Below are 24,950 nucleotides of genomic sequence, written 5' to 3'. Positions count from 1 at the left end.
TGTCGCCCTAGGCGCAGAGTCAACGCGCTAATCAGTACTTCGTCGACCCCTGGTCCACCGGGATCTCCGCTGCTGTGACGTAACGGGATTCGTCACTGGCCAGCCAGCAGACCGTGTCGGCGATGTCTTCCGGCTCGGCCGCCCAGGTCGGCAGGAACGGCGTGATCATGTTCGCCAGTTGAGGATTGGTCTCGATGGCCTTGCCCATGGCCTCGATCATCTGCCCGCTGCCCATCGGAGAATTGACCGGCCCGGGATGCACGCTGTTGACCCGAATCGAGTGCTTGCCCAGTTCGGCGGCGAACGCGCGGGCCATGCCGGTGACGGCGTGCTTGCTGGCCGTGTAGTGCACCATGAACGGCTGCAGTTTCGCTCCGGCGGCCGAACTGATCAGGATGATCGAGCCGCCGCGGCCGCCGTCGATGATGTGGTGCGCTCCGGCCATCACGGTGTTCCAGGTGCCGGTCACGTTGATGTCCAACACGTCCCGGAATGACTTGGGGGAGATGTCGTTCCAGGCCTGCGGAGCCGAGATCCCGGCATTGGCCACGATGATGTCCAGGCGCCCCAATTCCGCGACGCCGGCCTCGACGATCCGGCGCAAGCCGTCATGGTCGCGGGTGTCGGCCACCGTGGCGATGATTCGACGGCCCGTCTCTTCGACCAGGCGAACCGTTTCGGCCAAGTCGTCCGGGGTCGCCGAATCGTAAGGGACACAATCGGGAAGCTGCCCCGCGATATCGACGGCGATGATGTCGGCGCCTTCCCGGGCCATTCGCACCGCGTGCGCGCGGCCCTGGCCACGCGCCGCTCCGGTGATGAACGCGACCCTGTTCTTCAGCCTCATCGTTGCGCCGCCTTCACCAGGTTGGAGCCGATGATCAGTTGCTGGATCTCGCTGGTGCCCTCGTACAGTCGCAGCAGCCGGACATCGCGGTAGATGCGCTCGACCGGGACCCCGCGCATATAGCCGCTGCCGCCGTGCACCTGGACCGCGAGATCGGCGACCTTGCCGGCCATTTCGGTACAGAACAGCTTCGCCGCCGACGGCGCGATCCGGCGGTCTTGGTCGTTGACCCAGGCCCGCGCGGTGTCGCGGACCAGCGCGCGCCCGGCCAGCACCCCGGTCTGCATGTCGGCCAGCATCGCCTGCACCAGCTGGAAGTTGCCGATCGGGGTGCCGCCCTGGGTTGCGGTGGCGGCGTAGGCCACCGACTCGTCCAGGGCGCGCTGCGCCGCGCCGACTGCGAGCGCGGCGATGTGCACTCGGCCGCGCGCCAGCGAGGTCATCGCCGCGCGGTAGCCGATGTCTTCGCTGCCGCCGACGAGGGCGCTGTCGTCGACGCGCACCTCGGTGAAGCTGACGTCTGCGGTCCAAGCACCCTCCTGACCCATCTTGGCGTCCTTGGCGCCCACCTCGACGCCGGGCACATCGGCCGGCACCAGGAACACCGCAATCCCGGGACCTTTCTCGTCGGCCGGGCGGGTGCGCGCGAAGACCACGAACAGATCGGCGACCGGTGCGTTGGTGATGAAGCGCTTCTGCCCGTCGATCACCCAATCTTGGCCGTCGCGAACGGCTTTGGTCTTCAATCCGGCCGGATTGGATCCCGCGCCGGGTTCGGTCAGGGCGAAGGAGGCGACGACGTCGCCGGAGGCGATCGATTCGAGCCAACGCGACTTCTGCTCGTCGGTGCCGAACCCGACGAGAACCTGTCCGGCGATGCCGTTGTTGGTGCCGAACATCGACCGCAGCGCCAACGAGGTGTAGCCCAACTCCATTGCCAGCTCGACGTCTTGGCTCAGGTTCAGGCCGAGGCCGCCCCATTCCTGGGGGATCGCGTAGCCGAACAGGCCCATCTTCTTGGCGTCGTCGCGCAGTTCGTCGGGCACCCGGTCCTCGTCGAGGATCTCCTGCTCACGCGGGACGACCGCGGTGCGGATGAAGTGGCGGGTCTGCGCCAGGATCTCCCGGAAGTCCTCGTCAGAGACCTCGCTCATCGCTACCTGCTCCTTCGGCTCAGTTGTGGGGGGCGCGAACAGACGTAAAAGCCCCTCATTTCCCCCGGAAATGGGGGCTTTTACGTCTGTTCGCGGGCGGGTTGGCGGGTTGATAGGGTAGGCCAGGATCATATATGAAATACAATATTTGAGTTGACGGTGCTCGCTCGGGTGCCCCGAACAGAAGGCGTGATACAGGTGTCGTTGTTGGACGGTCAGACCGCGGTGGTCACGGGTGCTGCGCAAGGTCTTGGTTACGCGATTGCGGAGCGATTCATTGCCGAAGGTGCGCGGGTGGTGCTCGGCGACGTGAACCTCGAGGCGACCGAGGTCGCGGCCAAACAACTGGGCGGCGAGGACGTCGCCGTCGCGGTGCGCTGTGACGTCACCCGATCCGAAGAGGTCTCCAACCTCATCCAGACCGCCATCGATCGGTTCGGTGGTTTCGACATCATGGTCAACAACGCCGGAATCACCCGCGACGCGACCATGCGCAAGATGACCGAGGAGCAGTTCGACCAGGTCATCAACGTGCACCTGAAGGGGACGTGGAACGGTACCCGGCTGGCCGCGGCGGTCATGCGGGAGAACAAGCGGGGCGCCATCATCAACATGTCGTCGGTCTCCGGCAAGGTCGGGATGGTCGGCCAGACGAATTACTCGGCAGCCAAGGCGGGGATCGTCGGCATGACCAAGGCGGCCGCCAAAGAGCTTGCGTACCTGGGTGTCCGGGTGAACGCCATCGCTCCGGGGCTGATCCGGTCGGCCATGACCGAGGCCATGCCGCAACGGATCTGGGATTCGAAAGTGGCTGAAGTTCCGATGGGGCGCGCCGGTGAACCCAGCGAGGTGGCCAGCGTCGCCCTGTTCCTGGCTTCCGACCTGTCCTCCTACATGACCGGCACGGTCATGGAGATCACCGGCGGCCGGCACCTGTGACGGAGAGCGCCGCGAGCAGACGCAAAAGCCCCCAATTCGGGACGAATTGGGGTGCTTTTGCGTCTGCTCGGCAGCACGAGGCGGTCATCTGCGAACCGGTACGGACGCCGATCGGCCGGTACGGCGGCATGTTCAAGTCGCTCAGCGCCGTCGACCTCGGCGTCGCAGCGCTGCGCGGCCTGCTGGACCGCACGGGGATCGCCCCGGACGCGGTGCAGGACGTCATCCTCGGGCACTGTTATCCCAGCAGCGAGGCGCCCGCGATCGGGCGGGTGGTGGCGCTGGACTCCGGTCTGCCGGTGACCGTTCCGGGTATGCAGGTCGACCGCCGCTGCGGGTCGGGTCTGCAGGCCGTGATCCAGGCGTGCCTGCAGGTGAGCTCCGGCGACAACGATCTCGTCGTCGCGGGCGGCTGCGAGAGCATGAGCAACGTCACCTTCTACTCCACCGACATGCGTTGGGGCGGAGGCCGTTCCGGTGTCCGGGTGCACGACGCGCTGGCCCGTGGTCGCAGCACCGCAGGCGGCCGTCACTACCCGGTGCCGGGCGGGATGCTGGAGACCGCTGAGAACCTGCGCCGGCAGTACGGGATCTCCCGGCAGGAGCAGGACGAGCTCGCGGTGCGGTCGCACCAGCGGGCGGTGGCCGCGCAGCAGGACGGCGTGCTCAAAGACGAAATCGTTCCGGTCACCGTGGCGACGCGGCAGGGCGAGCAGGTGATCGACACCGACGAGCATCCCCGCGCCGATACCACGGTGGAGTCCCTGAGCAAACTCAAACCTGTTCTGCTGAAGGATGATCCGGAGTCGACGGTGACGGCGGGCAACGCCAGTGGGCAGAATGACGCCGCGTCGATGTGCGTGGTGACCACCGCGGAGAAGGCGAACGAACTCGGGTTGAGGCCGTTGGTGCGGCTGGTGTCGTGGGGCCAAGCGGGGGTGGCGCCCAACATCATGGGAATCGGCCCGGTGCCGGCGACGGAGGTGGCGCTGGCCAAAGCAGGCCTGCGGCTGAGCGACATCGACCTGATCGAACTCAACGAGGCCTTCGCCGCCCAAGCGCTTGCGGTGATGCGAGAGTGGAATTTCGGTGCCGCCGACCACGATCGGACCAATGTGCTCGGTTCGGGGATCTCCCTGGGACACCCGGTGGGAGCGACGGGTGGCCGGATGCTGGCCAGCCTGGCCCGCGAGTTGGACCGGCGCCAGGCGCGTTACGGCTTGGAGACGATGTGCATCGGTGGCGGGCAGGGGCTGGCCGCGGTCTTCGAGCGGGTCACGTGACCACGCTGCCGCTGGCCGGCGTCCGCGTCGTCGAGGTGTCCAGCTTCGTCGCCGCACCGCTGTGCGGATTGACGTTGAGCCAGCTTGGCGCACAGGTTATCCGTGTCGATCCGATCGGTGGCGCCTCCGATGTGCAGCGTTGGCCGCTGACCGAGGGTGGCACGTCGATCTACTGGACGGGACTGAACAAGGGAAAGCGTTCGGCCACAGTGGATTTCCGGGCGCCCGAGGGGCAGGAGTTGGTTCAGCGCCTGATCGTGGAGGGCGACGGCATCGTCGTCACCAACTCGGCTGGCCTGTCCTGGCTGAGCCATGAGGCGTTGGCGGCCAAGCGTTCCGACGTCATCCATGTCCAGTTGCTCGGGCGCGGTGACGGATCCACCGGCGTGGACTACACGGTCAACGCGGCCATCGGATTTCCGCTGGTCACCGGTCCGGCCGACCACGCCGCGCCGATCAACCATGTGCTGCCGGCCTGGGACGTCAGCTGTGGCCTGTACGCCGCGCTGGCCGTCGTCTCCGCCGTGCATCGTCGCGACCAATCCGGGGCAGGTGCCCGGGTCAGTCTGGCCCTGGAGGATGTCGCGTTGGCCACCGCCGGAAACCTCGGGTTACTGACCGAACCCCAGGTGCTCGGGACGCAGCGACCACGGGTCGGCAATGCCGTCTATGGCCAGTACGGGCAGGATTTCGTCAGCCGGGACGGCGCCCGGTTCATGGTCGTGTTGTTGACGCGCAGGCACTTTCGTGACCTGGTCGACGTGACCGGTACCGGTGCGGCGGTCACGGCGCTGGCCGAAGCGCTGGGTGTGGACTTCGGTACCGAGGGCGACCGCTACCGCTACCGCGACGTGTTGTCCGGTCTGTTCGGCACCTGGTTCGCCGATCACACCGCCGACGAGATCGGTGCGGCGTTGTCGGGCACCACGGTGCTGTTCGAACGGTACCGCACCTTCGCCGAGGTGGCCCGCGACCCGAAAGTGACTGCGAATCCGCTGTTTTCCCGACTGCACCAACCGGGCGTCGGAGACTATCTGGCCCCGGCCATGCCGACCGCGTTCGACGGGGTGCATCCGACCAGCGCGGCGGCGCCGGTGCTGGGGGCCGATACCGCCGACGTGCTCGCCGAGTACCTGGGACTGACGGACGACGACATCGCGCGTCTGGCGACCGCGAAGACGATAGGGACGAACAGCGCATGACCAGACTCGCCCAGACTCTCGGCCTCACCGAGATCCAGACCGAAATCGTCGCCACGGTACGGCAATTCGTCGACAAGGAGATCATTCCGACCGCGCCCGAACTGGAACGCAGCGACACCTACCCGCAGGCCATCGTCGACGGCCTGCGCGAGATGGGGTTGTTCGGCCTGATGATCCCGGAGGAGTACGGCGGGCTGGGGGAGTCGCTGCTCACCTACGCGCTGTGCGTCGAGGAACTCGCGCGCGGCTGGATGAGCGTGTCCGGGGTGCTCAACACCCACTTCATCGTCGCGTACATGCTGCGTCAGCACGGAACCGAGGAGCAGAAGCAACGGTTCCTGCCGCGGATGGCCACCGGCGAGACCCGCGGCGCGTTCTCCATGTCCGAACCCGAGTTGGGCTCCGACGTGGCCGCGATCCGCACCCGCGCGACCCGCAACGACGACGGCACCTACACCATCGACGGACAGAAGATGTGGCTGACCAACGGGGGCAGCTCCACGCTGGTCGCGGTGCTGGTGCGCACCGACGAGGGAGCGGACAAACCACATCGCAACCTGACCGCTTTCCTGGTCGAAAAGCCCACCGGCTTCGGCGAAGTGGTGCCCGGCCTGATCATTCCCGGCAAGATCGACAAGCTCGGCTACAAAGGCATCGACACCACCGAACTCATCTTCGACGGCTACGGGGCGAGCGCCGGCGACATCCTCGGCGGCAAGCCGGGCCAGGGCTTCTTGCAGATGATGGACGGCATCGAAGTCGGCCGGGTCAACGTGTCCGCGCGCGCCTGCGGTGTCGGCATCCGGGCCTTCGAACTGGCGGTGCGCTACGCCCAGCAGCGGCAGACCTTCGGCAAGCCGATCGCCGAGCACCAGGCGATCGCGTTCCAGCTCGCCGAGATGGCCACCAAAGTCGAAGCCGCGCACCTGATGATGGTCAACGCAGCGCGACTGAAGGACTCCGGCGAACGCAACGACGTCGCGGCCGGAATGGCGAAATACCTTGCCAGCGAGTTCTGTTCGGAGGTCACCCAACAGAGCTTCCGGATCCACGGCGGCTACGGCTACTCCAAGGAGTACGAGATCGAGCGGCTGATGCGCGACTCACCGTTCCTGCTGATCGGCGAGGGCACCAGCGAGATCCAGAAGCAGATCATCAGCAAGCGCCTACTCGACGAGTATCGGATGTGAGGCGATGACGGTTCCGGATTTCGGTTCGCGGCCACAGCTTTCCGAGGACGTCGCGGCCTTTGTCCGAAAGAGGATATTCGAGGGCACTTACGCGGCCGGCCAGTATGTGCGGCTGGATCAACTGGCCGCGGAGTTGGGGGTCAGCGTCACGCCGGTGCGGGAGGCGTTGTTCGCGCTGCGCGCCGAAGGTCTGGTCGCTCAACAGCCCCGGCGCGGCTTCGTGGTGCTGCCGCTGACACGGCGGGACCTGGCCGACGTCGCCAATGTGCAGGCCCATGTGGGCGGTCAATTGGCAGCGCGGGCCGCGCTGCATATCAGCGATCAGCAGCTCAGTGATCTCAAGGACATTCAGGCTCACCTGGAGAAGGCGTACGCCGCCGCCGATGACGAACAGACCATCCGGCTCAACCACGAATTCCATCGGGCGATCAACATCGCCGCGGATTCACCGAAGTTGGCGCAGATGATGTCGCAGATCACCCGCTATGCGCCCGAGTCGGTGTTCCCGATGATCGAGCACTGGCCCGAGCGGGCCGTCAAGGACCACCGCCGGGTGCTGGCGGCGCTCGACGCGCACGACGAGGAGTCTGCGCGCGTAGCGATGTCCGATCACCTTGCGGCGAGCGCGGTTCCGCTGATCGAGCACCTGATCGAGCGTGGTGTGGTCGTGCAGGCATCGCACGCATCGGATTGAGGCGCCGCTTCCCGGCGGATACGAACAACGGCGAGATTCCGAAAGTGCCATTCCTGGTCGCGGGTCTAGACTGCCGCTATGCGTATCACGCGAGCGTCCCGCGCCGTCGCCTTGATAGTGACCGGCGTGTCGGCGATTGCGCTGTCCCCACCGGCCGCGGCCGATCCGATGGACCCGATCCCGGGCAACGGAGTCTTCGTCGTCGGACCTGACATTGCGCCGGGCCTCTACCGCACGGCGGGGTCGGCCTCGGTCATCGGCGTGTGGATCAACAATGTGCCGACCCAGGATTCGATGTGCGCATGGTTCACCTACAGCACACCCGACGCCAACAAAGAGCATGTCCTGCAGACGAATATCTCCGTCGGTCCGATGTTCGCGAACATCAACACGTCGGTGAAGGCATTCGAGTCGCAGAACTGCCAACCCTGGGAGCGCGTCCCCTAGGAAGCCTCCTGCGCCAACATCTTTCGTAAGGCCCGGACGTCCACTTTGCCGGTACCGCCGCGGGGCAGCCCATCGTCGGACTCCAGCAGCATCCACACCGTCGGCACTTTGAAGGCGCTCAGCAGTCCGCGGACGGCGCCGCGCAGCTGGTCCACGGTCAGTGTGCGGCAGACCACCGCCGCGCCCACCTGTTCGCCGGTCACCCCGGGAACGTTGGTGACGTAAGCACTTTCGACACCCTCGATCATGCGCAGCGCCCGCTCCACCTCGCTGGGATAGACCGTGGCCCCGCTGACCTTGAACATGTCGTCACCGCGGCCGTGGTAGAACAGGAACCCTTCGGGGTCGAGGCGCCCGAGGTCACCGGTGGGGTAGAAGCCGTCGGCGGTGAACACCTCTTCCCTGCTGCGGCGACAGATGCCGCGCAACGTGTGCGGTCCGCGGATCTGGATCATGCCGACTGTGTCCGCCGGCAGCGCTGCGCCGGTGTCCGGATCGGCGATGCGAACCTCCATGCCGGGAAACGGTTTTCCGCAACTGCCCCATGCCGTCTTGGGCATATCGGTGTCAGCCGGGAAGCCGCAGTACGGCCCGAACGCTTCGGTCATGCCAAACAGGGACGCGCGTGCGCCCGGTTGCGCGCGTTGCTCGGGCGGCAGCAGCGCATCCAGGCTGCCCGGTCGCAGCGCGGACAGGTCGACGTCGGCGCGGCTGGAGTGACGGGCCAGTGCCTGCGCCTGGTCGGGCCAGCCGCGAAACAGCGTGACCCGTTCACGTTCCAGTAACCGCAGGGTGGTTTCGGGCTGCGGCGCGGCTTCGGTCACCAGCGTCGCGTCCGCCACTAGCGCCGACAGAATCCCACTGCCGAACCCACCCACCCAGAAGAACGGCATCGGCAGGTACAACCGGGTCTCGGCGCTGATACAGCGGGCCGCGAGCCCCGACCGCACCGCACCGAGCGCGCTGCCATGCGAGTGAATGACTCCCTTGGGTGCCCCGCTGCTTCCCGAGGTGAAGATGATCACCAGCGGGTCGGCCGGGGTGACCGTGGCGCCCATCGCCTCGATGCGTCCGTCATGCGTGGCCGCCCCGGATAGCTGGTCTGCTGACCAGATACGTTGCAGCGCAGGCAACTCGAACTGTGAGACGGCTGCGACATCGTCGATATAGCGATGCCCGCGAAACTCGGTCACGCTCACCAGCACCTGCACCGCGGCCATGCGCAGCTGCGCGATCAGTTCAGCGCGCTGTAGCAGGGTGCTCAACGGAACCAACACCGCGCCGATGCGGGTGACGGCAACCGCGATCTGTACCCAACGCACGCTGTTGGGCATGATCAGGCCCACCCGGGTGCCCTTGCCGACCCCGGCTTCGATCAGGGTGTTCGCCAATTCACTTGTGGTCGAGTCGAGTTCGCTGTAACTGACCCTCTCTGAGGGGTCGATCACCGCAGGCTTGGCGCCCCGGCGGACGGCGTGCAGGCGGACCAGCCCGTCGATGGTGTCAGCCATCGAACAACTTCTTCAGCTGCTGCATGTCGACCTTGCCGCTGGACAGCAGCGGCACCTGGTCAGCTGACACGGCTACGAACCGTTTGGGAATCTTGTACGACGACAGTTCGGACTCCAGTCGCGTGCGCAGCGCCGCTTCGTCGAAATCGTCGGCACCGTCGGGCATCACGACCGCGGCCGCCACCACCTGACCGCGGCGGACGTCCGGCAAACCCACGACATGGGCCGCCAGGCCGATCCTGCGGAAGGCTCTTTCCACTTCCGCGGCAGACACATTCGCGCCGGCGGTCTTGATCATCCCGGTTAGCCGCCCCACGAAGTACAGGTAACCGTCGTCGTCGGCGCGCACCAGATCTCCGGTGTGGAACCAGCCGTCGCGGTCGAAGCATTCCTCGCGACTGCGCTTGTGATATCCCTGCATCACGTACGGTCCGCGGATGCACAGTTCCCCGACACCGTCGACCGGGCCGGCGATCCTGGTTTCGAAGCCGGGCGCCGGGCGGCCGTAGGAGCCGCGGCGGGCCTCGGGTTGCTCGGATTCGTCTTCGCTGATCAGCAGCACGCTGCCGGCTTCGGTCATCCCCAGCATGTTGTGCCGCAGTTCTGAGTCGGCGGGTCGGACCTCGGGCGCCATGATCGGATACAGGTTGCCCCGCCGCAACGACGACAGGTCACGGTGCGGGTAACTGGGATGCTGCGTCAGATGCATGATTCCGGTGACGAATCCGTTTGTGACGGTGGGCTTCTCGGACTCGAGCAGGTCCAGCGTCACGGCCGCGTCGGTGGCATTGGAGCACACCAGCGTGGACCCGGCCACCAACGTGGCCAGCAACCCGAACGCCAACCCACCTATCCAGAAGAACGGCGAGTTGCAGAACAGTTTGTCCGACCGCTCCAACCTGCGGATCTCGTTGAGGTTGCGCTGGTGTCCCAGCAACGCGGAGTGGGTGTGCACCACACCCTTGGCTGTGCTGGTGGAACCGGACGTGTAGACGATGGCCAGCACGTCGGAGCCCTCGACGTCGTCTTCCAGTGCGGTCAGCAGCGCGGGTTCGACGTTGTCGTCGGGCAGGCTATCCCAGTCGAACACGACGTGGCGCAACTGCGGCGCGGCCGCGGTCGCGCCGGTGAGCCTGTGTGCGTAGTCGTGGGAACGAAAAGAACGTGTACTCAACAGGATTGCGGTGTCGCTGGCAACCAGCTGCTCGAGCAACTCCGGCGCGGTGGCGAAAGTCGAGAAGGGCACGACCACCGCGCCGATTCGCGCGGCGGCCAGCATCGCGACGACGAACTCGGTGCCATTCGGATACAGCAGTCCGACATGGGTTCCCTTCCCGGCACCCAGGCCGATCAGCCCGCGCGCCAGGCCAGCCGAGCGAGCGTCGGCTTCGGCGTAACTGATCCGGTCGTCGTCGCACACCAGCAGCGGATGCTGTGCTCGCGCGCCGGCCTGTTCCCGCAATAGCGCAGGGACGGTGCGGCAGTCACCGGGCATGTTCGGCACTGAAGAAGGAGCGAACCGCGCCCAGATCGGCCTTACCGGACGGTGTGCGCGGTATCGCCTCGACGATCACGATCCGGGTGGGAATCTCGTAGCCCGCCAGCTGAGTTCGCAGATGGTCCACCAGTTGGTCGACGGTCACCACTTCGCGCAACTCGACCATGGCCACCGGCGTCTCCCCGAGACGTTCCTCGACATGCCCGACCACGACGGCGCCCTCGACCGCCGGGTGCGCCTCCAGGGCGGTACGCACGTCGTCGGGCATGATCTTGAATCCGCCGCGGATGATCGCCTGGTCGGCGCGACCGAGGATCCAGACGAAGCCGTCGTCGTCGATGCGCGCCAGGTCGTTGGTCTGCATCCAGTCGGCCGCGGGCCCCAGCTGGGCTGGTTTGACCTCGAGCCGGCCGACTTGATCGGGTCCGAGCGGCGCGCCACCGTCGCCGGTCACCCGCAGTTGCGCACCGGGATTGGCCCGCCCGACGCTGCCCCGTTTGGCGGCCCAGAAGCGTTGGTGGTCGGCCAGCGTCCACCCCGCCACCCCGCCGCCGAATTCGGTTGCAGCATAAGAAGTCAGCACGGGGATGCCGAACTTCACGGTGAATGCGTCGGCATCGTCGGCCGATAACGGCGCGGTGCCGCAGGTGACGGCGCGGATGCCGTCGAGGTCGGTTCGCGTCAGATCCGAGTGCAGCACCGTGCGCAGCGCAGCGGGCACCAGCGACACCGCGCGGGGGCGGTGTCTGCGGACCGCGTCGGACCAGGTGTTCAACTCGAATCGTTCCAGCAGCACAAAGGGTCTCGCCTCGGCGACGCATTGCAGCACCCGGAACACCCCGCCGATGTGCACCAGCGGCGAGTTCACGATCGCCACCCCGCGCCGCAGCTCGGTGGGCGCGGGCGCCTGCCGGTACCCCGAACCCATCACACTGTGCGCCAGCATGTCGTAGCTGAGGTCGATGCGCTTAGGCGGCCCGGTGGTGCCACTGGTCAGCATCACCACCGCGACGTCGGCGCCGGCTTCATCGACGGCGGACCCGGATGGTTGCGCGCCGTCGTCGAGCGTGCCCGAGATCGCCACCGTGGCCGTCTCGGGCGCGACGAACGTCGCCAGGTCCTCGGGTTCACCGATCACCAACGGCAGTCGCAGCCCGGCGATGTCGGCCCTGGTGCGCTCGTCGCCGCGTGACGGGTTGATGGTGACGACGGTTCCCCCGCCCAGCAGTGCCCCGAGGAACGCCGACACGTGCCCCGGCCGATTGCGCAGCAGCATACCGACTTTGGAGTGGTGCGCGGCCAGCGGAGCGGTGCGTCGCGCGGCGTCGGCGATCTGTGCCCACGAGAACCATTGGCCGGCGTACTCGACGGCGTGCGCCCCCGGCTGCAGATCCAGTACGTCACCGATGCGCCGACTCAGAGCATGCATTACCGGACCTTGGGTTCCCCGGGCCTGGACGACTTCGGTTGTGCGGCAAGCTCGGCGGTGCCCAGCGGATTGCCCAGCCGGGTGTAGATGAGTCCCTGCTCCATCGCGGCCCGGTACGGTTTGTCCAGGGACTCCCAGATCGCCTTCACCGTACCCTGGGTCGCCGACGGCGGTTTGGCCGCTATCGTGGCCGCAATTTCGTGGGCGCGGTCCCACAGCCGTTCCGGGGCAACCACTTCCGACACCAGTCCGATGCGCAGCGCGGTGTCGGCACTGACCCGTTCGTCGTTGCCCATCAACGCGATCCGCAATGTCTCACCCAACCCGATGCGACGCATCAGTCCGATCGGCTCCAGCGCACAGACCAACCCGGCCGAGACGTGCGAGTCGAAGAACGTCGCGTCCGCCGCGCAGATCACCACGTCGGCCTCGTTCAGGAAGTAGTAGGCACCGGCGGTGCACATGCCCTGCACCGCACAGACCACCGGCTTCCACATCTTCTGCCATTTGGGGCTCAACAGTTCGCCGGGATCTTCGTGGTTCCAGACATTGTCGGGCTGGCCGTAGGGACTCTTGATGTCCAACCCGGCGCTGAACGCCCGCGTGCCGGCGGCGCGCAACACCACCGCGTGCACCGAGTCGTCGACTTTGACCCGGCGCCAGGCCTCGGCCATCTCCGCGCACATCGTCCGGTTGAACGCGTTGAGTTGTTGCGGCCGGTTCAGGGTGATGGTCGCGACGTGGTCGGTGGCGTCCACGTCGAGCAGGATCGTTTCGAAGGTCATCGACATTGCCAATCCGGCTTACGCTTCTCCACGAACGCCCGCGGCCCTTCCTGCGCATCCTCGGTGCGCAGCACCCGCTCGCGGAATGTCTCGGCGAGGATCTCGGCCTCGTGCAGCGGCACGTTGAGCCCCTTCAGAATGGCCAACCGGGTTCCCCGGACCGCAAGCGGCGCATTGGAATTCACGATGTCGGCGATCTCGCGGGCCCGGTCCAGAAGGTGGTCGTGCTCGACGACCTCGCTGACCAATCCGAGTTCGTAGGCGCGCTGGGCACTCATCCTTTCGTGCTTGCCCATCAACGCCATTCGCAGCGCGATCGATCGGGGCAGCACCCGCGACACCCGCACCATCTCCCGGCCGGCCACCAGCCCGATGCTCACATGCGGGTCGAAGAACGTCGCCCGGTCCGAAGCGATCACGATGTCGGACGTGGTGACCCAGTCCATGCCCGCACCGCAACACAGACCGTTGACAGCGGTCACCACCGGCTTGGCCATGGTGCGAAACGGTGGGGTGCCCTCCTGCGGTGCCTCCCACTGGTCATAGGTCGACAGGTAGGGCCGTTCGTAGATCACCTTGCCGTCTTCGGGAATGGCCTTGACGTCGGCTCCCGTGCAGAAGGCCCGTCCGGTGCCGGTGACGACGGTCAGCCACACCTTGTCGTCGTTCTCGGCCTCGTCGTAGGCGGCCCGCAGCTCGGTGATCATGTGCGGGCTGAGCGCATTGAGAGCCTCTGGGCGGTTCAGCGTGATGGTGGCGGTATGCCCGTCGACGTCGTAGCCGATGGTGTCGAATGCGGGCATCGAAGTTCCTTTGTCTCGGTGGATGATGTCGGTGCTCAGCGACCGTCGAAGTCCGGCGCACGCCGATCCCGGAAAGCCTGCAGGCCCTCCTTGAAATCTCTGGTGCGGCAGGCCAATTCGAGGTTATACAATTCCTGCGTCATGGACTCGGCCAGGGTCGCGCGCTGGCCGTGGTGCAATGCCTGTTTGGCCAAACCCATCGCCACCGTCGGACCTTTGGCGAGACGCGCCAGGAGTTGCGCGGCGGTGTCGTCGAGCTCGGCCGGGCTGACCGCCTGGTGGATCAAACCCCAGTCCGCCGCCTGGGCGCCGCTCACCTTTTCGCCCAGCAGCAACATCCGTTTCGCGCGTGCCAGGCCGACCAGGCGGGGCACCAGCCAGCTGGACCCCGAATCCGGGCTGAACCCGCGGTCCACGAACGGTTCCCAGAACGTGGCTCCGTGGGCGGCCACGGTGAAGTCTGCGGCCAGCGCGAGGTTGCACCCCATCCCAACCGCCCACCCGCGCACGCTGCAGACGACCGGCAACTGGATGGTGTGGATCAGTTCGATCACCCGGTGCGCCGCGTGCGGCACTCGTCGCACCAGGTCCCCGCTGCGCGGCCGTTGCCCGTCGGGCCGGTTGGCCGCCACCCAGTCCGAGCCGGCGCAGAAGTCGTCGCCGGCCCCGCGCAGGTGCACCGCACGTAACGAGTCGTCGGAGGCGGCATCGGTCAATGCATCGACGAGAGTCTCGATCATCAACGGGGTCAACGAATTACGCCGAGCCGGCCGGTCCAGGGTGATCTGCAGCGTCGCATCGGCACGGGAAAGCGCCACCGTACCTTGGGCGTCGGCCGCCTCGGCCTGGTGACTCACGCTGGAATCCGACCCTTCCCGTCCATACGGTTACCCATACAGTATGCAATACGATTGCTAACGTGTATAAGTTAGCAAGAAACCCTACCGGCCAAAACGGGGCCGGTGGAACCGGCGACAAAAGAGGAAACATGGCCGAGGGCACCAGCCCTGCGAGCACCGGAAACGCTAGATTCGGCGAGGCCCCCCTTGCCCAGACGATCGCCGCGGCCGCTGCCATGCGTCGGCTCAGTTCCCTGCTGCTCTCGTTGGAGAGCCCCCATCCGACCGTCGAGGCGATGTTGGCCAGATTCGCCGAATGGGAAACCGAGCTAGCCGCTGCCGCGCCCGCCGACAGCGCTCCGCGCATCGGTGTCGTCGAGAACGACCCGAGGCGGGTGTACCTGAACCACGCGACCGACATCGGTTCCTACAACCCGTGCTTCCCCGAGTACCGATTCGACGAACTGGATCCCGACGCCGCTGCCGGCCGGGTCACCTTCCCGTTGCTCTACGAAGGGCCGCCGGGGCTGGTGCACGGCGGCTTTCTGGGAGTGTTCTTCGACTGCGTGATACAGCACCACAACTGTGTCACCGGGCTGTCCGGCAAGACGCGATCGTTGGGCGTGACGTTCCGCCGTCCGACGCCGCTCTTGACGGAGCTGAGGTTCGAGATCGTTCGGTCGCAGGTGGAGCGGGGCATCACGTCGACGGCGCGGCTACTGCTCGACGAGGAAGTGCTGTGCATCGGTGAGGTGAACACGTTGGCTTCGCGCCCCGATCAACTTGCCACGACCCAATTCGGCAGGCGGAGAACGGAGACCGGCGCATGACCGACCCGAACGCATCCGATGACCGCGTGCTCTTCGAGGTCGACCCCGACCGCAGGATCGCCACGATCACGCTGAACAATCCCCGACAACGCAACTCCTATGACGCAGCGATGCGAAACGCGGTGTCGCGCTGTCTGGATCGTGTTGCCGACGACGACGACATCACGGTGGTCCTGCTGCGCGGGGCGGGTGGAGTGTTCAGCACCGGCGCGGACATGAACAACGCCTACGGCTGGTACGGCGAGTCCGGCGGGCAGCCCAATGCGAAGCGGCGCCCCAGTCAGCGTCGCCGACTCACGGTGGACCGCAAGTCATTCGGCTTCTACCACAACCTGATGGGTTTCCCGAAGGTGACGGTGGGGGAGATCGCGGGCTACGCCCTGGGCGGCGGTTTTGAGATGGCACTGATGACCGACATCTCAGTGATCGCCCGCGACACCAGAATCGGGATGCCGGCGACGCGATTCCTGGGACCCGCGTTGGGCAGCTTGCACCTGTTCTTCCATCGTCTGGGGCCGGTGCTGGCCCGACGGCTCCTGCTGACCGGTGACATCATCGATGCCGGCCAGCTGGAGCATCTCGGAATCTTCACCGACACATGCGATTCCGAGTCGGTGACGGCACGTGCGCGCTATTGGGCCGAGAAGGTCGCCAAGATGCCCGCCGACGGAGTGGTGATCGCCAAGGAAGCATTCCGTCTCGTCGAGCAGACCCAGGCGTATAACGGCGAGGAAGTCGCCAGCTATCTCTTTCACGCGTACGGCACCAACCTGCAGTTCGGGCCCGACGAATTCAATTTCGTCAAGACCCGCGCACAGCACGGCACCAAGGAAGCTTTCCGATTGCGCGACGAGCACTTTCACGTGCCCGAACCTGACGGGTCTTAACGGCTGGGGGTCGACTTGGTCCGTCGGGGGGCCGTCGACTTGGCGGCCTTGCGCGGCCTCGTCTTCCCGCTTTTCTCGATCAGCCGGCCGGCGTGGTCGAGGATGCAGTCGAGACCGTATTCGAAATTGGTCTCGTCCGGAGCCCCGATGCGGTGACCCTGCCCGGTGACCTGTGCGATCAGCGGGGTGGTTTGCGGATCGATACCCACGGCGTCCTCGATGGTGCGTGGCCCGCTGTCGGCCGACTGGTTCTTCTCGAAGAGGCGCTGCAGCACCACCGAACCTCGGACATGCAGGGAAATCGCGGAATAGGTGTCGAAGGCGTCTTCGGGTGACAACCCCGCCTCTACCAGATTGGAGATGGCGCGCTCCATTTCCTGGGCACCCATGCGCGCCGCCTTCGGGCTGAGCGCCGCCCGGATGAGAATCAGGTCGCACAGAATCGGGTTGCCCATGAACGTCTTACGCATCGAGCGGGCGTGATTGCGCAATGTCTCGCGCCAGTCGCTGGCTTCGACGTAGGGGGTGGAGAACACGTACTTGCCCAGGGCGCGGTCGGTCATCGCGTTGAGCAGATCGTCCTTCTTTCGGAAGTACCAGTAGATGCTGGTCACACCGACGCCCAAGTGTTTGCCCAGCAGCGGCATGCTCAGATTGTCGATCGACACCTGCTCGGCGAGTTCGAATGCACCGCTGATGATGTCGTCGGGATTGATGGAACCGCGTTCGCGTCGCTGACGCTTTTCAGCGGTTGCCTGCTTTGCCACCGCGGGCACCTCCATGACGATCTGTCCTGCGTGATCTACCAGCAGCTCTACCCTGAACTGCGACCCACAACCTTACCGGTAACCGTCGATTGAGCTCGTTCCAAGCGTCGTTACTTCTGTTACTGTAACCGCTATCGTAGGCATTTTGGTAGGGTGCGCGAGCAGACGCAAAAGCACCCCGAAATGTGCCATTTCGGGGGCTTTTGCGTCTGCTCGCCACAAAAACTCGCCACGAAGGAGTGGGTCATGGCGACGGCTGCTGAAGCACGCACCTGGGCGCCCGAAGTTTTGCGGGGGATCGGCAACTCGCTGTACACCCCGTTCTGCGGCGAGGACGGCGACGACATCGACTGGGATGCCTATCGGACGCTGGTGCGTTACTGCGTCGCGGATCTCGGACACCCGATGTTGTGGTGTACCAGCGGAATCGCCGAGTTCTGGGCGTTGACCCTCACCGAACGCAAACGTTTGCTCGAGGTGGCCATCGAGGAGGCGCGGAATTTCAACCCGGACGTCGTCGTACAGGCCTGCACGGCGGCGATCACGGCCAAGGACTGTCTGGAGCTCACGCTGCACGCGCAGCAGGTGGGAGCCGACATCGCCTACATCCAGACGCCCATGATGGAAGTGCACGGCGGTGCGGGCGTACTCAAATTCTTCAAATACATCGCGGCGCGCACCGATATCGCGTTGGGCATGTTCAACTCTCCGTCCTCGGGATATGTGCTGACTCCGGCCGAAAGTGCGCGGATCTACGACGAAGTGCCGGCGGTCTGCGCCACCAAAGAAGGCGCGTTCCGGCCGGCGGCCAGCCGGCGACTGCATGACTTGGCCCCCGGTCTGGTGCTGTGGGAATGCGACAAGACCGTGTACCGCGCCGGCTGGTTGCGCGAGGGGATCGTGTGCCCGGCGCAGTTGGGTACTGCGGGCTATCTGTACGAAACTCCCTCGCGGCGAATATTTTCCGAGTACTGGGATCTGATCCAGAGTGGCAAACTGCTGGAAGCGATGGACTACGCTCGCGATTCCGGGTTGGACCAGTTTGAGCTGGACATAGCGTCCTGGTTTACCTGCTACCCGGGCCGCCCCGACTATTTCACCCACTGGGGTGGCGGGTTCAAGTACGCCGCCTTTCTGCTCGGGCTGCCGATCGGCGCCTACCCGCATTCCCGGCCGCCACAGGTCGAACTGCCGGAGGAAGCCAAGACCCAGATGCGGGCCGCCTACCGTCGCCTCGGACTCGTCGACCCATAGCCGTCGAAGTCGGACCTTTACCCGGGTTGCGCGGTCGCGGTGACCGCGAACTCAGGCTATGGCGCCCGAGTCCTTGAGTTCAGCGATGCGGTCCCAGTCCATGCCCAGCTCCATCAGGACGATCTCGGTGTGCTCGGAGGCTTGCGGTGCCCGCGTCGTCACCAATGGTTCGTGGTTGAACTGGATGGGTCCGCGGACCACCCTGAACGGTGCACCGCCGCCGGCGAGTTCGACTTCGGCGATCATGTCGTTGGCCAGGGCCTGCTCGTCACCGGCCAGATCGATGAAGCTCTGAAACGGTGCCCATTGTCCCTTCATCGTCTTGAGGTGCCGGCGCCAGTAGTCAAAAGGCTTGCCCGCGAACGCCTCCGCGATCAATTCCGCTGCCGCGTTGGCGTTCTGGATCAGCGGAAGCACCTCGGAGAAGCGCGGATCGTCGGCGGCCTCGGGAATGCCCAGATGTTCGAAGGTGTCACGGATCAAACCAGTCGGACTGATGATGCACAAGTTGATGGTGCCGCCGTCGGACGTCTGATAGTTGCCCATGAACGGATTCACCAGGAACGCCTCGGTGCCCGGCATGGGTGTGCGCATCGTCTCGCCGGCTTCCATGCCCTGCGTCATGCTTGCGCCCGCGGCCCACCACGCGGTGCTCAACAACGACACGTCGAGCTCCACCGCCTCACCGGTGCGCTCCCGATGCAGCAGCGCTGCCGAAATGCCGCCCGCGATGAACATGCCGCCGATCGAATCCCCGAACGCGGGAATCCCTTGCGACAGAGGCGCTCCCAACTCCTCTGGCGTCAACGCGTGACCGATGCCGCTGCGTGTCCAGAACACCGTCCCGTCGAATCCGCCGACGTCACGTTCGGGTCCTTTGTCGCCGTACGCCGTGCCGCGGGCGTAGACGATGTCCGGGTTCACCGCGCGGATGTGTTCCACGTCGAACTTGTTCTTCTGCCGCACCCTGGGCATGTAGTTGGTGAGGAAGACGTCGGAGGTCTTGGCCAGTTCGTAGATCACCTCCTGGCCACCGGGCGTCGACACGTCGATCCCGACACTGCGTTTACCCCGGTTGGGGTGCTCCATCAGTGGATGCCGTTCCGGGTCGACCTGAATGCCGCCCATGTTGATGAAGCCGCGTTGGGTGTCCCCGCGCAACGGGTGTTCGACCTTGATGACGTCCGCGCCCCAGTCGGCCAGGATGGCGCCCGCCGCCGGGACGAACGTGAACTGCGCGACCTCCAAGACCCGAAAGCCCTGCATCACTTTGATCATTGGCGACCAATCGGTGCTCGATGGTGGGTGAGTGGCGTCGAGAATCGCCCGGGGTCACCGGGCGTGCCACGTGAAAAAGCGTACTGCAATCCGGCACTGTTGAGACAACAGTAAACAGAACGGCGCCCGCCCGGTGAGCGGTTTGACGGTTGTCAGAATTCATTGACTCACGTCAAAAACCAGTGTTAGCCTCCGGCAATGCGCGCTTCGGCCAAGCGGCCCCGTACCGCGGTCATCGGTGCCGGTATCAGCGGCCTGACGGCCGGCAAGATGCTCAAGGACTACGGGGTGCCCTACACCACCTTCGAGATGTCCGACCGGATCGGCGGCAATTGGGCGTTCGGCAACCCCAACGGTCACAGCAGCGCCTACCGGTCGCTGCATATCGACACCTCGAAACATCGGTTGTCTTTCAAGGACTTTCCGGTACCGGAAGACTTCCCGGCGTTCCCGCACCACACCGACATCAAGAACTATCTCGACTCCTACGCCCAGGCGTTCGGTCTGCTCGAGCACATCGAATTCGGCAACGGCGTCGTGCACGCCCGTCCGGCCGGATCGGGCTGGGAGATCGAGGATCAGTCCGGCGCCAGGCGTGAGTTCGATCTGCTGGTGGTGGGTAACGGTCACCATTGGGATCCGCGGATGGCCGATTTCCCGGGCGAGTTCACCGGCGAGACGATCCATTCGCACCATTACATCGACCCGCACACTCCACTGGAGTTGACGGGCAAGCGGATCCTGGTCGTCGGCATCGGCAACAGCGCCGCCGACATCGCCGTCGAGTTGTCTTCGCGGACACTGCAGAACACCGTCACCTTGTCGACGCGGTCCAGCGCGTGGATCGTGCCGAAGTACCTCGCCGGTCAGCCGGGCGACAAGTTCTTCCGCACCACGCCGTATCTGCCGCTGGCCTGGCAGCGCAAAGCGGCGCAGCTGATGGCTCCGATGCTCGGCATAAATCCCACGCTGTACGGGCTCCCGCCGGCTAATCACAAACTGTTCGAGGCGCACCCCACCCAGTCGGTGGAACTGCCGTTGCGGCTGGGATCCGGGGACATCACGCCCAAACCCAACGTCGCTCGACTCGACGGCGACACAGTACATTTCGACGACGACACCAGCGATGTCTTCGACGCGATCGTCTACGCCACGGGCTACAACATCACCTTCCCGTTCTTCGACCGCGACTTCGTCAGCGCGCCGGACAACGCGATCCGGCTCTACAAGCGGATGTTCAAGCCAGGTGTGGAGAACCTGGTCTTCATCGGTTTCGCCCAGGCGATTCCGACGTTGTTCCCGTTCGTCGAATGCCAGTCGCGGCTGCTGGCCGCGTACGCCGTCGGACGCTACGCGCTGCCCTCGGTCGCCGAGATGGAACGGGTGATCGACGCCGACCAGCGGCTCTACACCGGGCACTGCGTCGACCGGCCGCGGCACACCCAACAGGTGGACTACTTCTACTACGAGCACGATCTGCGTGCGCGCGAGATCCCGGCGGGCATGAAGCGCGCCGCGGCAGGAGTCGGGCGGTGACCAGGGCGCGCACCGATCGCAGGTCGGTGCAGCGCGGTGACCAGCGGCGCGACGCCATCCTGGATGCGCTCGAAACCACTTTGCAGGACCACGATTTCGACGACGTCAACATCGCTCAGGTGACCGCGCGGGCCGGCGTCACCCGGCCGGCCTTCTACTTCTACTTCGAGAACAAGGCGACCGCCGTCGCCGCTTTGATGGAACGCATGGTCGACGACACCATGTTCGTCAACGACGTCTTCACCATGAGTGACCGCTCTCCGCAGGAACGGGTCCGCGGGATGCTCGAGGGGTTGTTCGACACCTGGGAGCGACACCGGTACATGTTCAAAGCCGCCCTGCAGGCTCGTGGCCGCAGCGCCGCGGGACGCGAGATCTGGGACGAGGCCCGTGCGTCGTTCGTCGGCCCGGTGGCCGACATGATCCGCGGCCAGCGCGCTGCCGGTGTCGCGCCGGACGGGATCGACGCGACCGTGTTGGCGACCGTCCTGCTCGAGGTCAACGATCGGCTGCTGGAACGGATGACCTTCGGTTGCGCACTGTCCCGGTCCGAATTGCTCGACGGCGCCGCCGCGGTGTGGCTGGGCGCGGTGTACGGGATCGTCGGAAACACCGACCGATGAGGAGAATCAGATGCCATACCAGGAGCTGACGTTCCAGTCGCACGGGGTGACGTGCAGTGCGTGGCACTTCCCCGGCCGGACAGACGGCACCGCCGGACGGCCGGTGGTGGTGATGGCCCACGGGTTCGGTGGCACAAAGGATTCCGGTCTGCAGTCGTTCGCGGAGGAGTTCAGTGCCGCCGGCTTCGACGTGTTGGCCTTCGACTACCGGGGCTTCGGCGCTTCCGAAGGTCTTCCTCGGCAGTCGATCTCGATCACACGACAGGAACAGGATTTCCGATCGGCGATTGAGCTGGCCAAGACGCTTCCCGGGGTGGACCCGAAACGGGTTGTGCTCTGGGGTGTTTCGATGTCGGGCGGCCAGGTCATCAGGGTGGCTGCGGGTCGTGAGGACGTCGCGGCGGTGATCGCGATGACTCCGCTCACCGATCCGTTGGCCACCAGCGTGGCGGTGCTCAAGCAGTACACCATCGGGACCGCGCTGCGCGCGACCGTCGACGGCGTCAGAAGCCGATGGGCGGTGCGACGCGGGCGCACCCCGAAGCTGATGAAGCTGACGTCCCGGCCCGGGGAGCATGGCGCGCTGTCCCTGGACGGCGCGTACGAAAACTACCTGTCAATCGCGGGACCGTCCTGGCGCAACGAAGTGGACTCCGCGGTCGGATTCGAACTGGCCAAGATCAGGACCAGGACCGCCGCCAAGCAGTTGCGGATCCCGCTGTTGATCCAGATCGCCGATTTCGACCGCTTCGTGCCCGCGGCCTCGGTCGCCCGCACCGCCGTGCACTGCCGGGCGCAGGTGCATCACTACCCGTGCGACCACTTCGACGTATGGCCGGGCCACGAGTGGTTCCAGCAGGCCTGCGACGACCAGATCCGCTTCTTGGCACGGTTGCCGGGAACGGCGGAGGTAGGGCCGGCGAACATCGGCGGACTAGCCCGCTGATCAGGCATTTGATGAGCCGACGAGGCCTCCGGGGCACTTTGCAGAAAGATGTACCGATAGGTATACAGTATGTACTGCGCGGGCGTGCGCCGATGGCCCGTCGAAGGAAGGGGCGGCTCCGATGAGCACCGATGGCAACGTGGTCGCCGAGCGGCCGACCGCGTCCAGCGAAGCCGTGCTCTACGAAGTCTCCTACACCGGCGTCGCGGTGATCACGCTCAACCAGCCGAAGCGGTTGAACGCCTGGGGTCAGCCGATGATGTCGATGTTCTACCGCTACTTCGAGGAGGCGGAGGTCAACCCCGCCGTCCGCGTCATCGTGCTGACCGGCAACGGACGGGCGTTCTGCGCCGGCGCGGACATGGGTGGCCTCAACTCGATCTCGGCGACGACGGTCGAGTCGGCGAGCAAGACGGACATCAGTTCGTTGGTCGCCGAGAAGCACCCGTACTTTTTGACCCAACTGCGCAAACCGGTGATCGCGGCGATCAACGGATCCGTCGCGGGCATCGGACTCTCGCTGGCGTTGATGGCCGATGTCCGGTTCGCCGCCGCCGGTGCCAAATTCACCACCGCGTTCGCGCGACGAGGGTTGGTCGCCGAGTACGGCATCTCCTGGATCCTGCCGCGCCTCGTGGGGTGGGGTGCCGCCACGGATCTGTTGCTGTCCGGCCGGACCTTCCTGGCCGAGGAGGCCGCTGAACTGGGTCTGGTCAAGGAAGTGGTGGCCGGCGACGAGCTGCTGGAGCGCGCCACGGCTTACGCCGACGACATCGCCCGCAACTGCGCGCCGAGTTCGCTTGCCGCGATGAAACAACAGCTCTACGCCGACGCCGGCTTGCCGATCGTGGAGACCAGCAACAAGGCCGAGCGGCTGATGCACGAATCCATGACGCGCCCAGACTTCATCGAAGGCATCACCGCGTTCTTCGAGAAGCGCGCCCCGAATTTCCCACCTCTTGCAGCCCGAGACTGAGAGGACGTCCGCGATGAGCACGTTGGACTACCAGGCGATCGACGTCGACAACCACTACTACGAACCCATCGATTCGTTTACCCGGCACCTGCCCAAGGAATTCAAGCGCCGCGGTGTGCAGATGTTGCAAGACGGGAAGCGCACCTGGGCGGTGATCGGCGAACGGATCAACCAGTTCATCCCGAACCCGACCTTCGACCCGATCATCGAGCCGGGCTGTCTGGACCTGTTGTTCCGCGGCGAAATTCCCGAAGGTGTCGACCCCGCTTCGCTGATGAAGGTCGACCGGATGGCGAACCATCCCGAGTACCAGAATCGTGACGCCCGGGTGAAGGTGATGGACACCCAGAACCTCGAAACGGTGTTCATGCTGCCCACTTTCGCCTGCGGCGTAGAGGAGGCCCTCAAGCACGACATCGACGCCACCATGGCCTCGGTGCGGGCGTTCAACCTCTGGCTGGACGAGGACTGGGGCTTCGACCGTCCCGATCACCGCATCATCTCGGCGCCGATCATCTCGTTGGCCGACCCCGAAAAGGCAGTCGAGGAAGTCGATTTCGTGCTGGGCAAGGGTGCCCGCATGGTGCTGGTCCGTCCCGCGCCGGTGCCGGGAAGGGTCAAGCCGCGCTCACTGGGCGATCCGGTGCACGATCCGGTCTGGGCGCGGCTGGCCGAGGCCGGCGTCCCGGTCGGGTTCCACCTCAGCGACAGCGGCTACCTGGCGATCAACGCGCTGTGGGGCGGCAAGGCCACCTTCGAGGGATTCGGCAAGAAGGATCCGTTGGACCAGGTACTCCTGGACGACCGGGCGATCCACGACACCATGGCGTCGATGATCGTGCACCAGGTCTTCACCCGTCATCCGAAGTTGAAGGTCGCCAGCATCGAGAACGGCTCGTATTTCGTGTACCGGTTGATCAAGCGGCTCAAGAAGGCCGCCAACACCGCCCCGTACCACTTCAAGGAAGACCCGGTGGAGCAGCTGCGCAACAACGTCTGGATCGCGCCGTACTACGAGGACGACGTGAAGCTGCTGGCCGAGACGATCGGCGTGGACAAGATCCTGTTCGGTTCGGACTGGCCGCACGGGGAGGGGCTCGCCGACCCGATGGCGTTCACCGCCGACATCCCGCAGTTCCCGGAGTTCAGCGCCGAGGACACCCGAAAAGTGATGCGGGACAACGCGCTCGAGCTGCTCAACGCGAACGTCCCGGCGTCGGTGTAGCGCATCC

At 65.7% G+C, this 24,950-nt stretch carries 24 protein-coding genes; 14 read left to right on the top strand and 10 right to left on the bottom strand.

The genetic code is table 11. The features are described 5' to 3' along the window. Window positions 1–31 precede the first annotated feature (31 nt). Complete coding sequence (locus AC5Y4D_RS16540; protein ID WP_500037627.1) at window positions 32–847, bottom strand: mycofactocin-coupled SDR family oxidoreductase; 816 nt, start codon at window positions 845–847, stop codon at window positions 32–34. Further along, window positions 844–2,001 carry an acyl-CoA dehydrogenase family protein gene (locus AC5Y4D_RS16535; protein ID WP_500037626.1) on the bottom strand — a complete coding sequence of 386 codons (1,158 nt, stop codon included), beginning with the start codon at window positions 1,999–2,001 and terminating at the stop codon, window positions 844–846. The genes AC5Y4D_RS16540 and AC5Y4D_RS16535 overlap by 4 nt, the downstream gene beginning before the upstream one ends. Before the next feature lie 189 nt (window positions 2,002–2,190). Between AC5Y4D_RS16535 and fabG the strand changes: the two genes are divergently transcribed. The 6 genes from fabG to AC5Y4D_RS16505 all read left to right on the top strand — a co-directional run bounded on the left by fabG (window position 2,191) and on the right by AC5Y4D_RS16505 (window position 7,756). After that, window positions 2,191–2,940, top strand: a complete 750-nt coding sequence (fabG, locus tag AC5Y4D_RS16530) for a 3-oxoacyl-ACP reductase FabG (RefSeq protein ID WP_500037644.1) — start codon at window positions 2,191–2,193, stop codon at window positions 2,938–2,940. 86 nt (window positions 2,941–3,026) lie between these two features. After that, window positions 3,027–4,223 (top strand): acetyl-CoA C-acetyltransferase, encoded by a 1,197-nt coding sequence (locus tag AC5Y4D_RS16525; RefSeq protein WP_499941387.1) that lies wholly within the window; start codon window positions 3,027–3,029, stop codon window positions 4,221–4,223. Next, a complete protein-coding gene (locus AC5Y4D_RS16520; RefSeq protein ID WP_499941005.1) occupies window positions 4,220–5,425 on the top strand; it encodes a CoA transferase in 1,206 nt (401 codons plus the stop codon). The genes AC5Y4D_RS16525 and AC5Y4D_RS16520 overlap by 4 nt, the downstream gene beginning before the upstream one ends. After that, complete coding sequence (locus AC5Y4D_RS16515; RefSeq protein ID WP_499941003.1) at window positions 5,422–6,615, top strand: acyl-CoA dehydrogenase family protein; 1,194 nt, start codon at window positions 5,422–5,424, stop codon at window positions 6,613–6,615. The genes AC5Y4D_RS16520 and AC5Y4D_RS16515 overlap by 4 nt, the downstream gene beginning before the upstream one ends. A 4-nt stretch (window positions 6,616–6,619) precedes the next feature. After that, window positions 6,620–7,309, top strand: a complete 690-nt coding sequence (locus AC5Y4D_RS16510; RefSeq protein WP_499941001.1) for a GntR family transcriptional regulator — start codon at window positions 6,620–6,622, stop codon at window positions 7,307–7,309. Between the two features lie 78 nt (window positions 7,310–7,387). Next, window positions 7,388–7,756 (top strand): Rv1352/Rv1906c domain-containing protein, encoded by a 369-nt coding sequence (locus AC5Y4D_RS16505; RefSeq protein WP_499940999.1) that lies wholly within the window; start codon window positions 7,388–7,390, stop codon window positions 7,754–7,756. Here the strand turns inward: AC5Y4D_RS16505 and AC5Y4D_RS16500 are convergent. Genes AC5Y4D_RS16500 through AC5Y4D_RS16475 form a run of 6 tightly spaced genes read right to left on the bottom strand, consistent with a single transcriptional unit; the run spans window position 7,753 to window position 14,639 of the window. Next, window positions 7,753–9,267: a class I adenylate-forming enzyme family protein gene (locus tag AC5Y4D_RS16500; protein ID WP_499940998.1), complete on the bottom strand. Its 1,515-nt coding sequence runs from the start codon at window positions 9,265–9,267 to the stop codon at window positions 7,753–7,755. The two genes, AC5Y4D_RS16505 and AC5Y4D_RS16500, sit on opposite strands and share 4 nt — an antisense overlap. After that, window positions 9,260–10,762 carry a class I adenylate-forming enzyme family protein gene (locus tag AC5Y4D_RS16495; RefSeq protein ID WP_499940996.1) on the bottom strand — a complete coding sequence of 501 codons (1,503 nt, stop codon included), beginning with the start codon at window positions 10,760–10,762 and terminating at the stop codon, window positions 9,260–9,262. Before AC5Y4D_RS16495 ends, AC5Y4D_RS16500 begins: the two co-directional genes overlap by 8 nt. Further along, entirely contained in the window at window positions 10,752–12,194 is a 1,443-nt protein-coding gene (locus AC5Y4D_RS16490; protein ID WP_500037625.1) for an AMP-binding protein, read from the bottom strand. The genes AC5Y4D_RS16495 and AC5Y4D_RS16490 overlap by 11 nt, the downstream gene beginning before the upstream one ends. Beyond that, window positions 12,194–12,979, bottom strand: coding sequence for an enoyl-CoA hydratase/isomerase family protein (locus AC5Y4D_RS16485; protein WP_499940993.1), 786 nt, complete (start codon window positions 12,977–12,979; stop codon window positions 12,194–12,196). Before AC5Y4D_RS16485 ends, AC5Y4D_RS16490 begins: the two co-directional genes overlap by 1 nt. After that, on the bottom strand, window positions 12,976–13,782 hold the full coding sequence (locus tag AC5Y4D_RS16480) for an enoyl-CoA hydratase/isomerase family protein (protein WP_499940991.1): 807 nt from the start codon (window positions 13,780–13,782) through the stop codon (window positions 12,976–12,978). Before AC5Y4D_RS16480 ends, AC5Y4D_RS16485 begins: the two co-directional genes overlap by 4 nt. Window positions 13,783–13,817: 35 nt before the next feature. Beyond that, a complete protein-coding gene (locus AC5Y4D_RS16475; protein ID WP_499990992.1) occupies window positions 13,818–14,639 on the bottom strand; it encodes an enoyl-CoA hydratase/isomerase family protein in 822 nt (273 codons plus the stop codon). A 131-nt stretch (window positions 14,640–14,770) separates the two neighbouring features. Between AC5Y4D_RS16475 and AC5Y4D_RS16470 the strand changes: the two genes are divergently transcribed. Further along, a complete protein-coding gene (locus tag AC5Y4D_RS16470; protein WP_499940988.1) occupies window positions 14,771–15,451 on the top strand; it encodes a hotdog family protein in 681 nt (226 codons plus the stop codon). Continuing rightward, a complete protein-coding gene (locus AC5Y4D_RS16465) occupies window positions 15,448–16,338 on the top strand; it encodes an enoyl-CoA hydratase/isomerase family protein (RefSeq protein ID WP_499940986.1) in 891 nt (296 codons plus the stop codon). Before AC5Y4D_RS16470 ends, AC5Y4D_RS16465 begins: the two co-directional genes overlap by 4 nt. Here AC5Y4D_RS16465 and AC5Y4D_RS16460 read toward each other — a convergent pair. Beyond that, entirely contained in the window at window positions 16,335–17,120 is a 786-nt protein-coding gene (locus tag AC5Y4D_RS16460) for a TetR/AcrR family transcriptional regulator (protein ID WP_499940984.1), read from the bottom strand. The two genes, AC5Y4D_RS16465 and AC5Y4D_RS16460, sit on opposite strands and share 4 nt — an antisense overlap. A gap of 231 nt (window positions 17,121–17,351) precedes the next feature. Between AC5Y4D_RS16460 and AC5Y4D_RS16455 the strand changes: the two genes are divergently transcribed. Continuing rightward, the gene (locus tag AC5Y4D_RS16455; RefSeq protein ID WP_499940982.1) at window positions 17,352–18,359 is read left to right on the top strand and encodes a dihydrodipicolinate synthase family protein; all 1,008 of its coding nucleotides are present in this window, start codon (window positions 17,352–17,354) and stop codon (window positions 18,357–18,359) included. 51 nt (window positions 18,360–18,410) lie between these two features. Here AC5Y4D_RS16455 and AC5Y4D_RS16450 read toward each other — a convergent pair whose 3' ends face one another. Next, complete coding sequence (locus tag AC5Y4D_RS16450; RefSeq protein WP_499940980.1) at window positions 18,411–19,625, bottom strand: CaiB/BaiF CoA transferase family protein; 1,215 nt, start codon at window positions 19,623–19,625, stop codon at window positions 18,411–18,413. A 210-nt stretch (window positions 19,626–19,835) separates the two neighbouring features. Here AC5Y4D_RS16450 and AC5Y4D_RS16445 point away from each other — a divergent pair, with 210 nt between their 5' ends. The 5 genes from AC5Y4D_RS16445 (at window position 19,836) to AC5Y4D_RS16425 (ending at window position 24,943) form a co-directional block, all read left to right on the top strand. Further along, the gene (locus AC5Y4D_RS16445; RefSeq protein ID WP_499940978.1) at window positions 19,836–21,173 is read left to right on the top strand and encodes a flavin-containing monooxygenase; all 1,338 of its coding nucleotides are present in this window, start codon (window positions 19,836–19,838) and stop codon (window positions 21,171–21,173) included. After that, entirely contained in the window at window positions 21,170–21,796 is a 627-nt protein-coding gene (locus AC5Y4D_RS16440) for a TetR/AcrR family transcriptional regulator (protein ID WP_500037624.1), read from the top strand. The genes AC5Y4D_RS16445 and AC5Y4D_RS16440 overlap by 4 nt, the downstream gene beginning before the upstream one ends. 10 nt (window positions 21,797–21,806) lie before the next feature. Next, window positions 21,807–22,742: an alpha/beta hydrolase gene (locus AC5Y4D_RS16435; protein ID WP_500037623.1), complete on the top strand. Its 936-nt coding sequence runs from the start codon at window positions 21,807–21,809 to the stop codon at window positions 22,740–22,742. Between the two features lie 121 nt (window positions 22,743–22,863). Further along, entirely contained in the window at window positions 22,864–23,718 is an 855-nt protein-coding gene (locus tag AC5Y4D_RS16430; protein WP_500037622.1) for an enoyl-CoA hydratase, read from the top strand. A 13-nt stretch (window positions 23,719–23,731) separates the two neighbouring features. After that, complete coding sequence (locus AC5Y4D_RS16425) at window positions 23,732–24,943, top strand: amidohydrolase family protein (RefSeq protein WP_500037621.1); 1,212 nt, start codon at window positions 23,732–23,734, stop codon at window positions 24,941–24,943. The last annotated feature ends 7 nt before the right edge of the window (window positions 24,944–24,950 follow it).

It is taken from the genome of Mycobacterium sp. NGS67 (assembly GCF_059812185.1).
This window is presented reverse-complemented; position numbering and strand designations above follow the sequence as displayed.

Coding starts and splice junctions, on each gene's coding strand:
- AC5Y4D_RS16430 (WP_500037622.1), top strand. CDS start 22,864: ATGAGCACCGATGGCAACGTGGTCGCCGAGCGGCCGACCGCGTCCAGC.
- AC5Y4D_RS16450 (WP_499940980.1), bottom strand. CDS start 19,625: ATGCAGGGCTTTCGGGTCTTGGAGGTCGCGCAGTTCACGTTCGTCCCG.
- AC5Y4D_RS16510 (WP_499941001.1), top strand. CDS start 6,620: ATGACGGTTCCGGATTTCGGTTCGCGGCCACAGCTTTCCGAGGACGTC.
- AC5Y4D_RS16445 (WP_499940978.1), top strand. CDS start 19,836: ATGCGCGCTTCGGCCAAGCGGCCCCGTACCGCGGTCATCGGTGCCGGT.
- AC5Y4D_RS16495 (WP_499940996.1), bottom strand. CDS start 10,762: ATGCCCGGTGACTGCCGCACCGTCCCTGCGCTATTGCGGGAACAGGCC.
- AC5Y4D_RS16470 (WP_499940988.1), top strand. CDS start 14,771: ATGGCCGAGGGCACCAGCCCTGCGAGCACCGGAAACGCTAGATTCGGC.
- AC5Y4D_RS16505 (WP_499940999.1), top strand. CDS start 7,388: ATGCGTATCACGCGAGCGTCCCGCGCCGTCGCCTTGATAGTGACCGGC.
- AC5Y4D_RS16460 (WP_499940984.1), bottom strand. CDS start 17,120: ATGGAGGTGCCCGCGGTGGCAAAGCAGGCAACCGCTGAAAAGCGTCAG.
- AC5Y4D_RS16535 (WP_500037626.1), bottom strand. CDS start 2,001: ATGAGCGAGGTCTCTGACGAGGACTTCCGGGAGATCCTGGCGCAGACC.
- AC5Y4D_RS16540 (WP_500037627.1), bottom strand. CDS start 847: ATGAGGCTGAAGAACAGGGTCGCGTTCATCACCGGAGCGGCGCGTGGC.
- AC5Y4D_RS16485 (WP_499940993.1), bottom strand. CDS start 12,979: ATGACCTTCGAAACGATCCTGCTCGACGTGGACGCCACCGACCACGTC.
- AC5Y4D_RS16465 (WP_499940986.1), top strand. CDS start 15,448: ATGACCGACCCGAACGCATCCGATGACCGCGTGCTCTTCGAGGTCGAC.
- AC5Y4D_RS16480 (WP_499940991.1), bottom strand. CDS start 13,782: ATGCCCGCATTCGACACCATCGGCTACGACGTCGACGGGCATACCGCC.
- AC5Y4D_RS16435 (WP_500037623.1), top strand. CDS start 21,807: ATGCCATACCAGGAGCTGACGTTCCAGTCGCACGGGGTGACGTGCAGT.
- AC5Y4D_RS16515 (WP_499941003.1), top strand. CDS start 5,422: ATGACCAGACTCGCCCAGACTCTCGGCCTCACCGAGATCCAGACCGAA.
- AC5Y4D_RS16425 (WP_500037621.1), top strand. CDS start 23,732: ATGAGCACGTTGGACTACCAGGCGATCGACGTCGACAACCACTACTAC.
- AC5Y4D_RS16490 (WP_500037625.1), bottom strand. CDS start 12,194: ATGCATGCTCTGAGTCGGCGCATCGGTGACGTACTGGATCTGCAGCCG.
- AC5Y4D_RS16500 (WP_499940998.1), bottom strand. CDS start 9,267: ATGGCTGACACCATCGACGGGCTGGTCCGCCTGCACGCCGTCCGCCGG.
- AC5Y4D_RS16455 (WP_499940982.1), top strand. CDS start 17,352: ATGGCGACGGCTGCTGAAGCACGCACCTGGGCGCCCGAAGTTTTGCGG.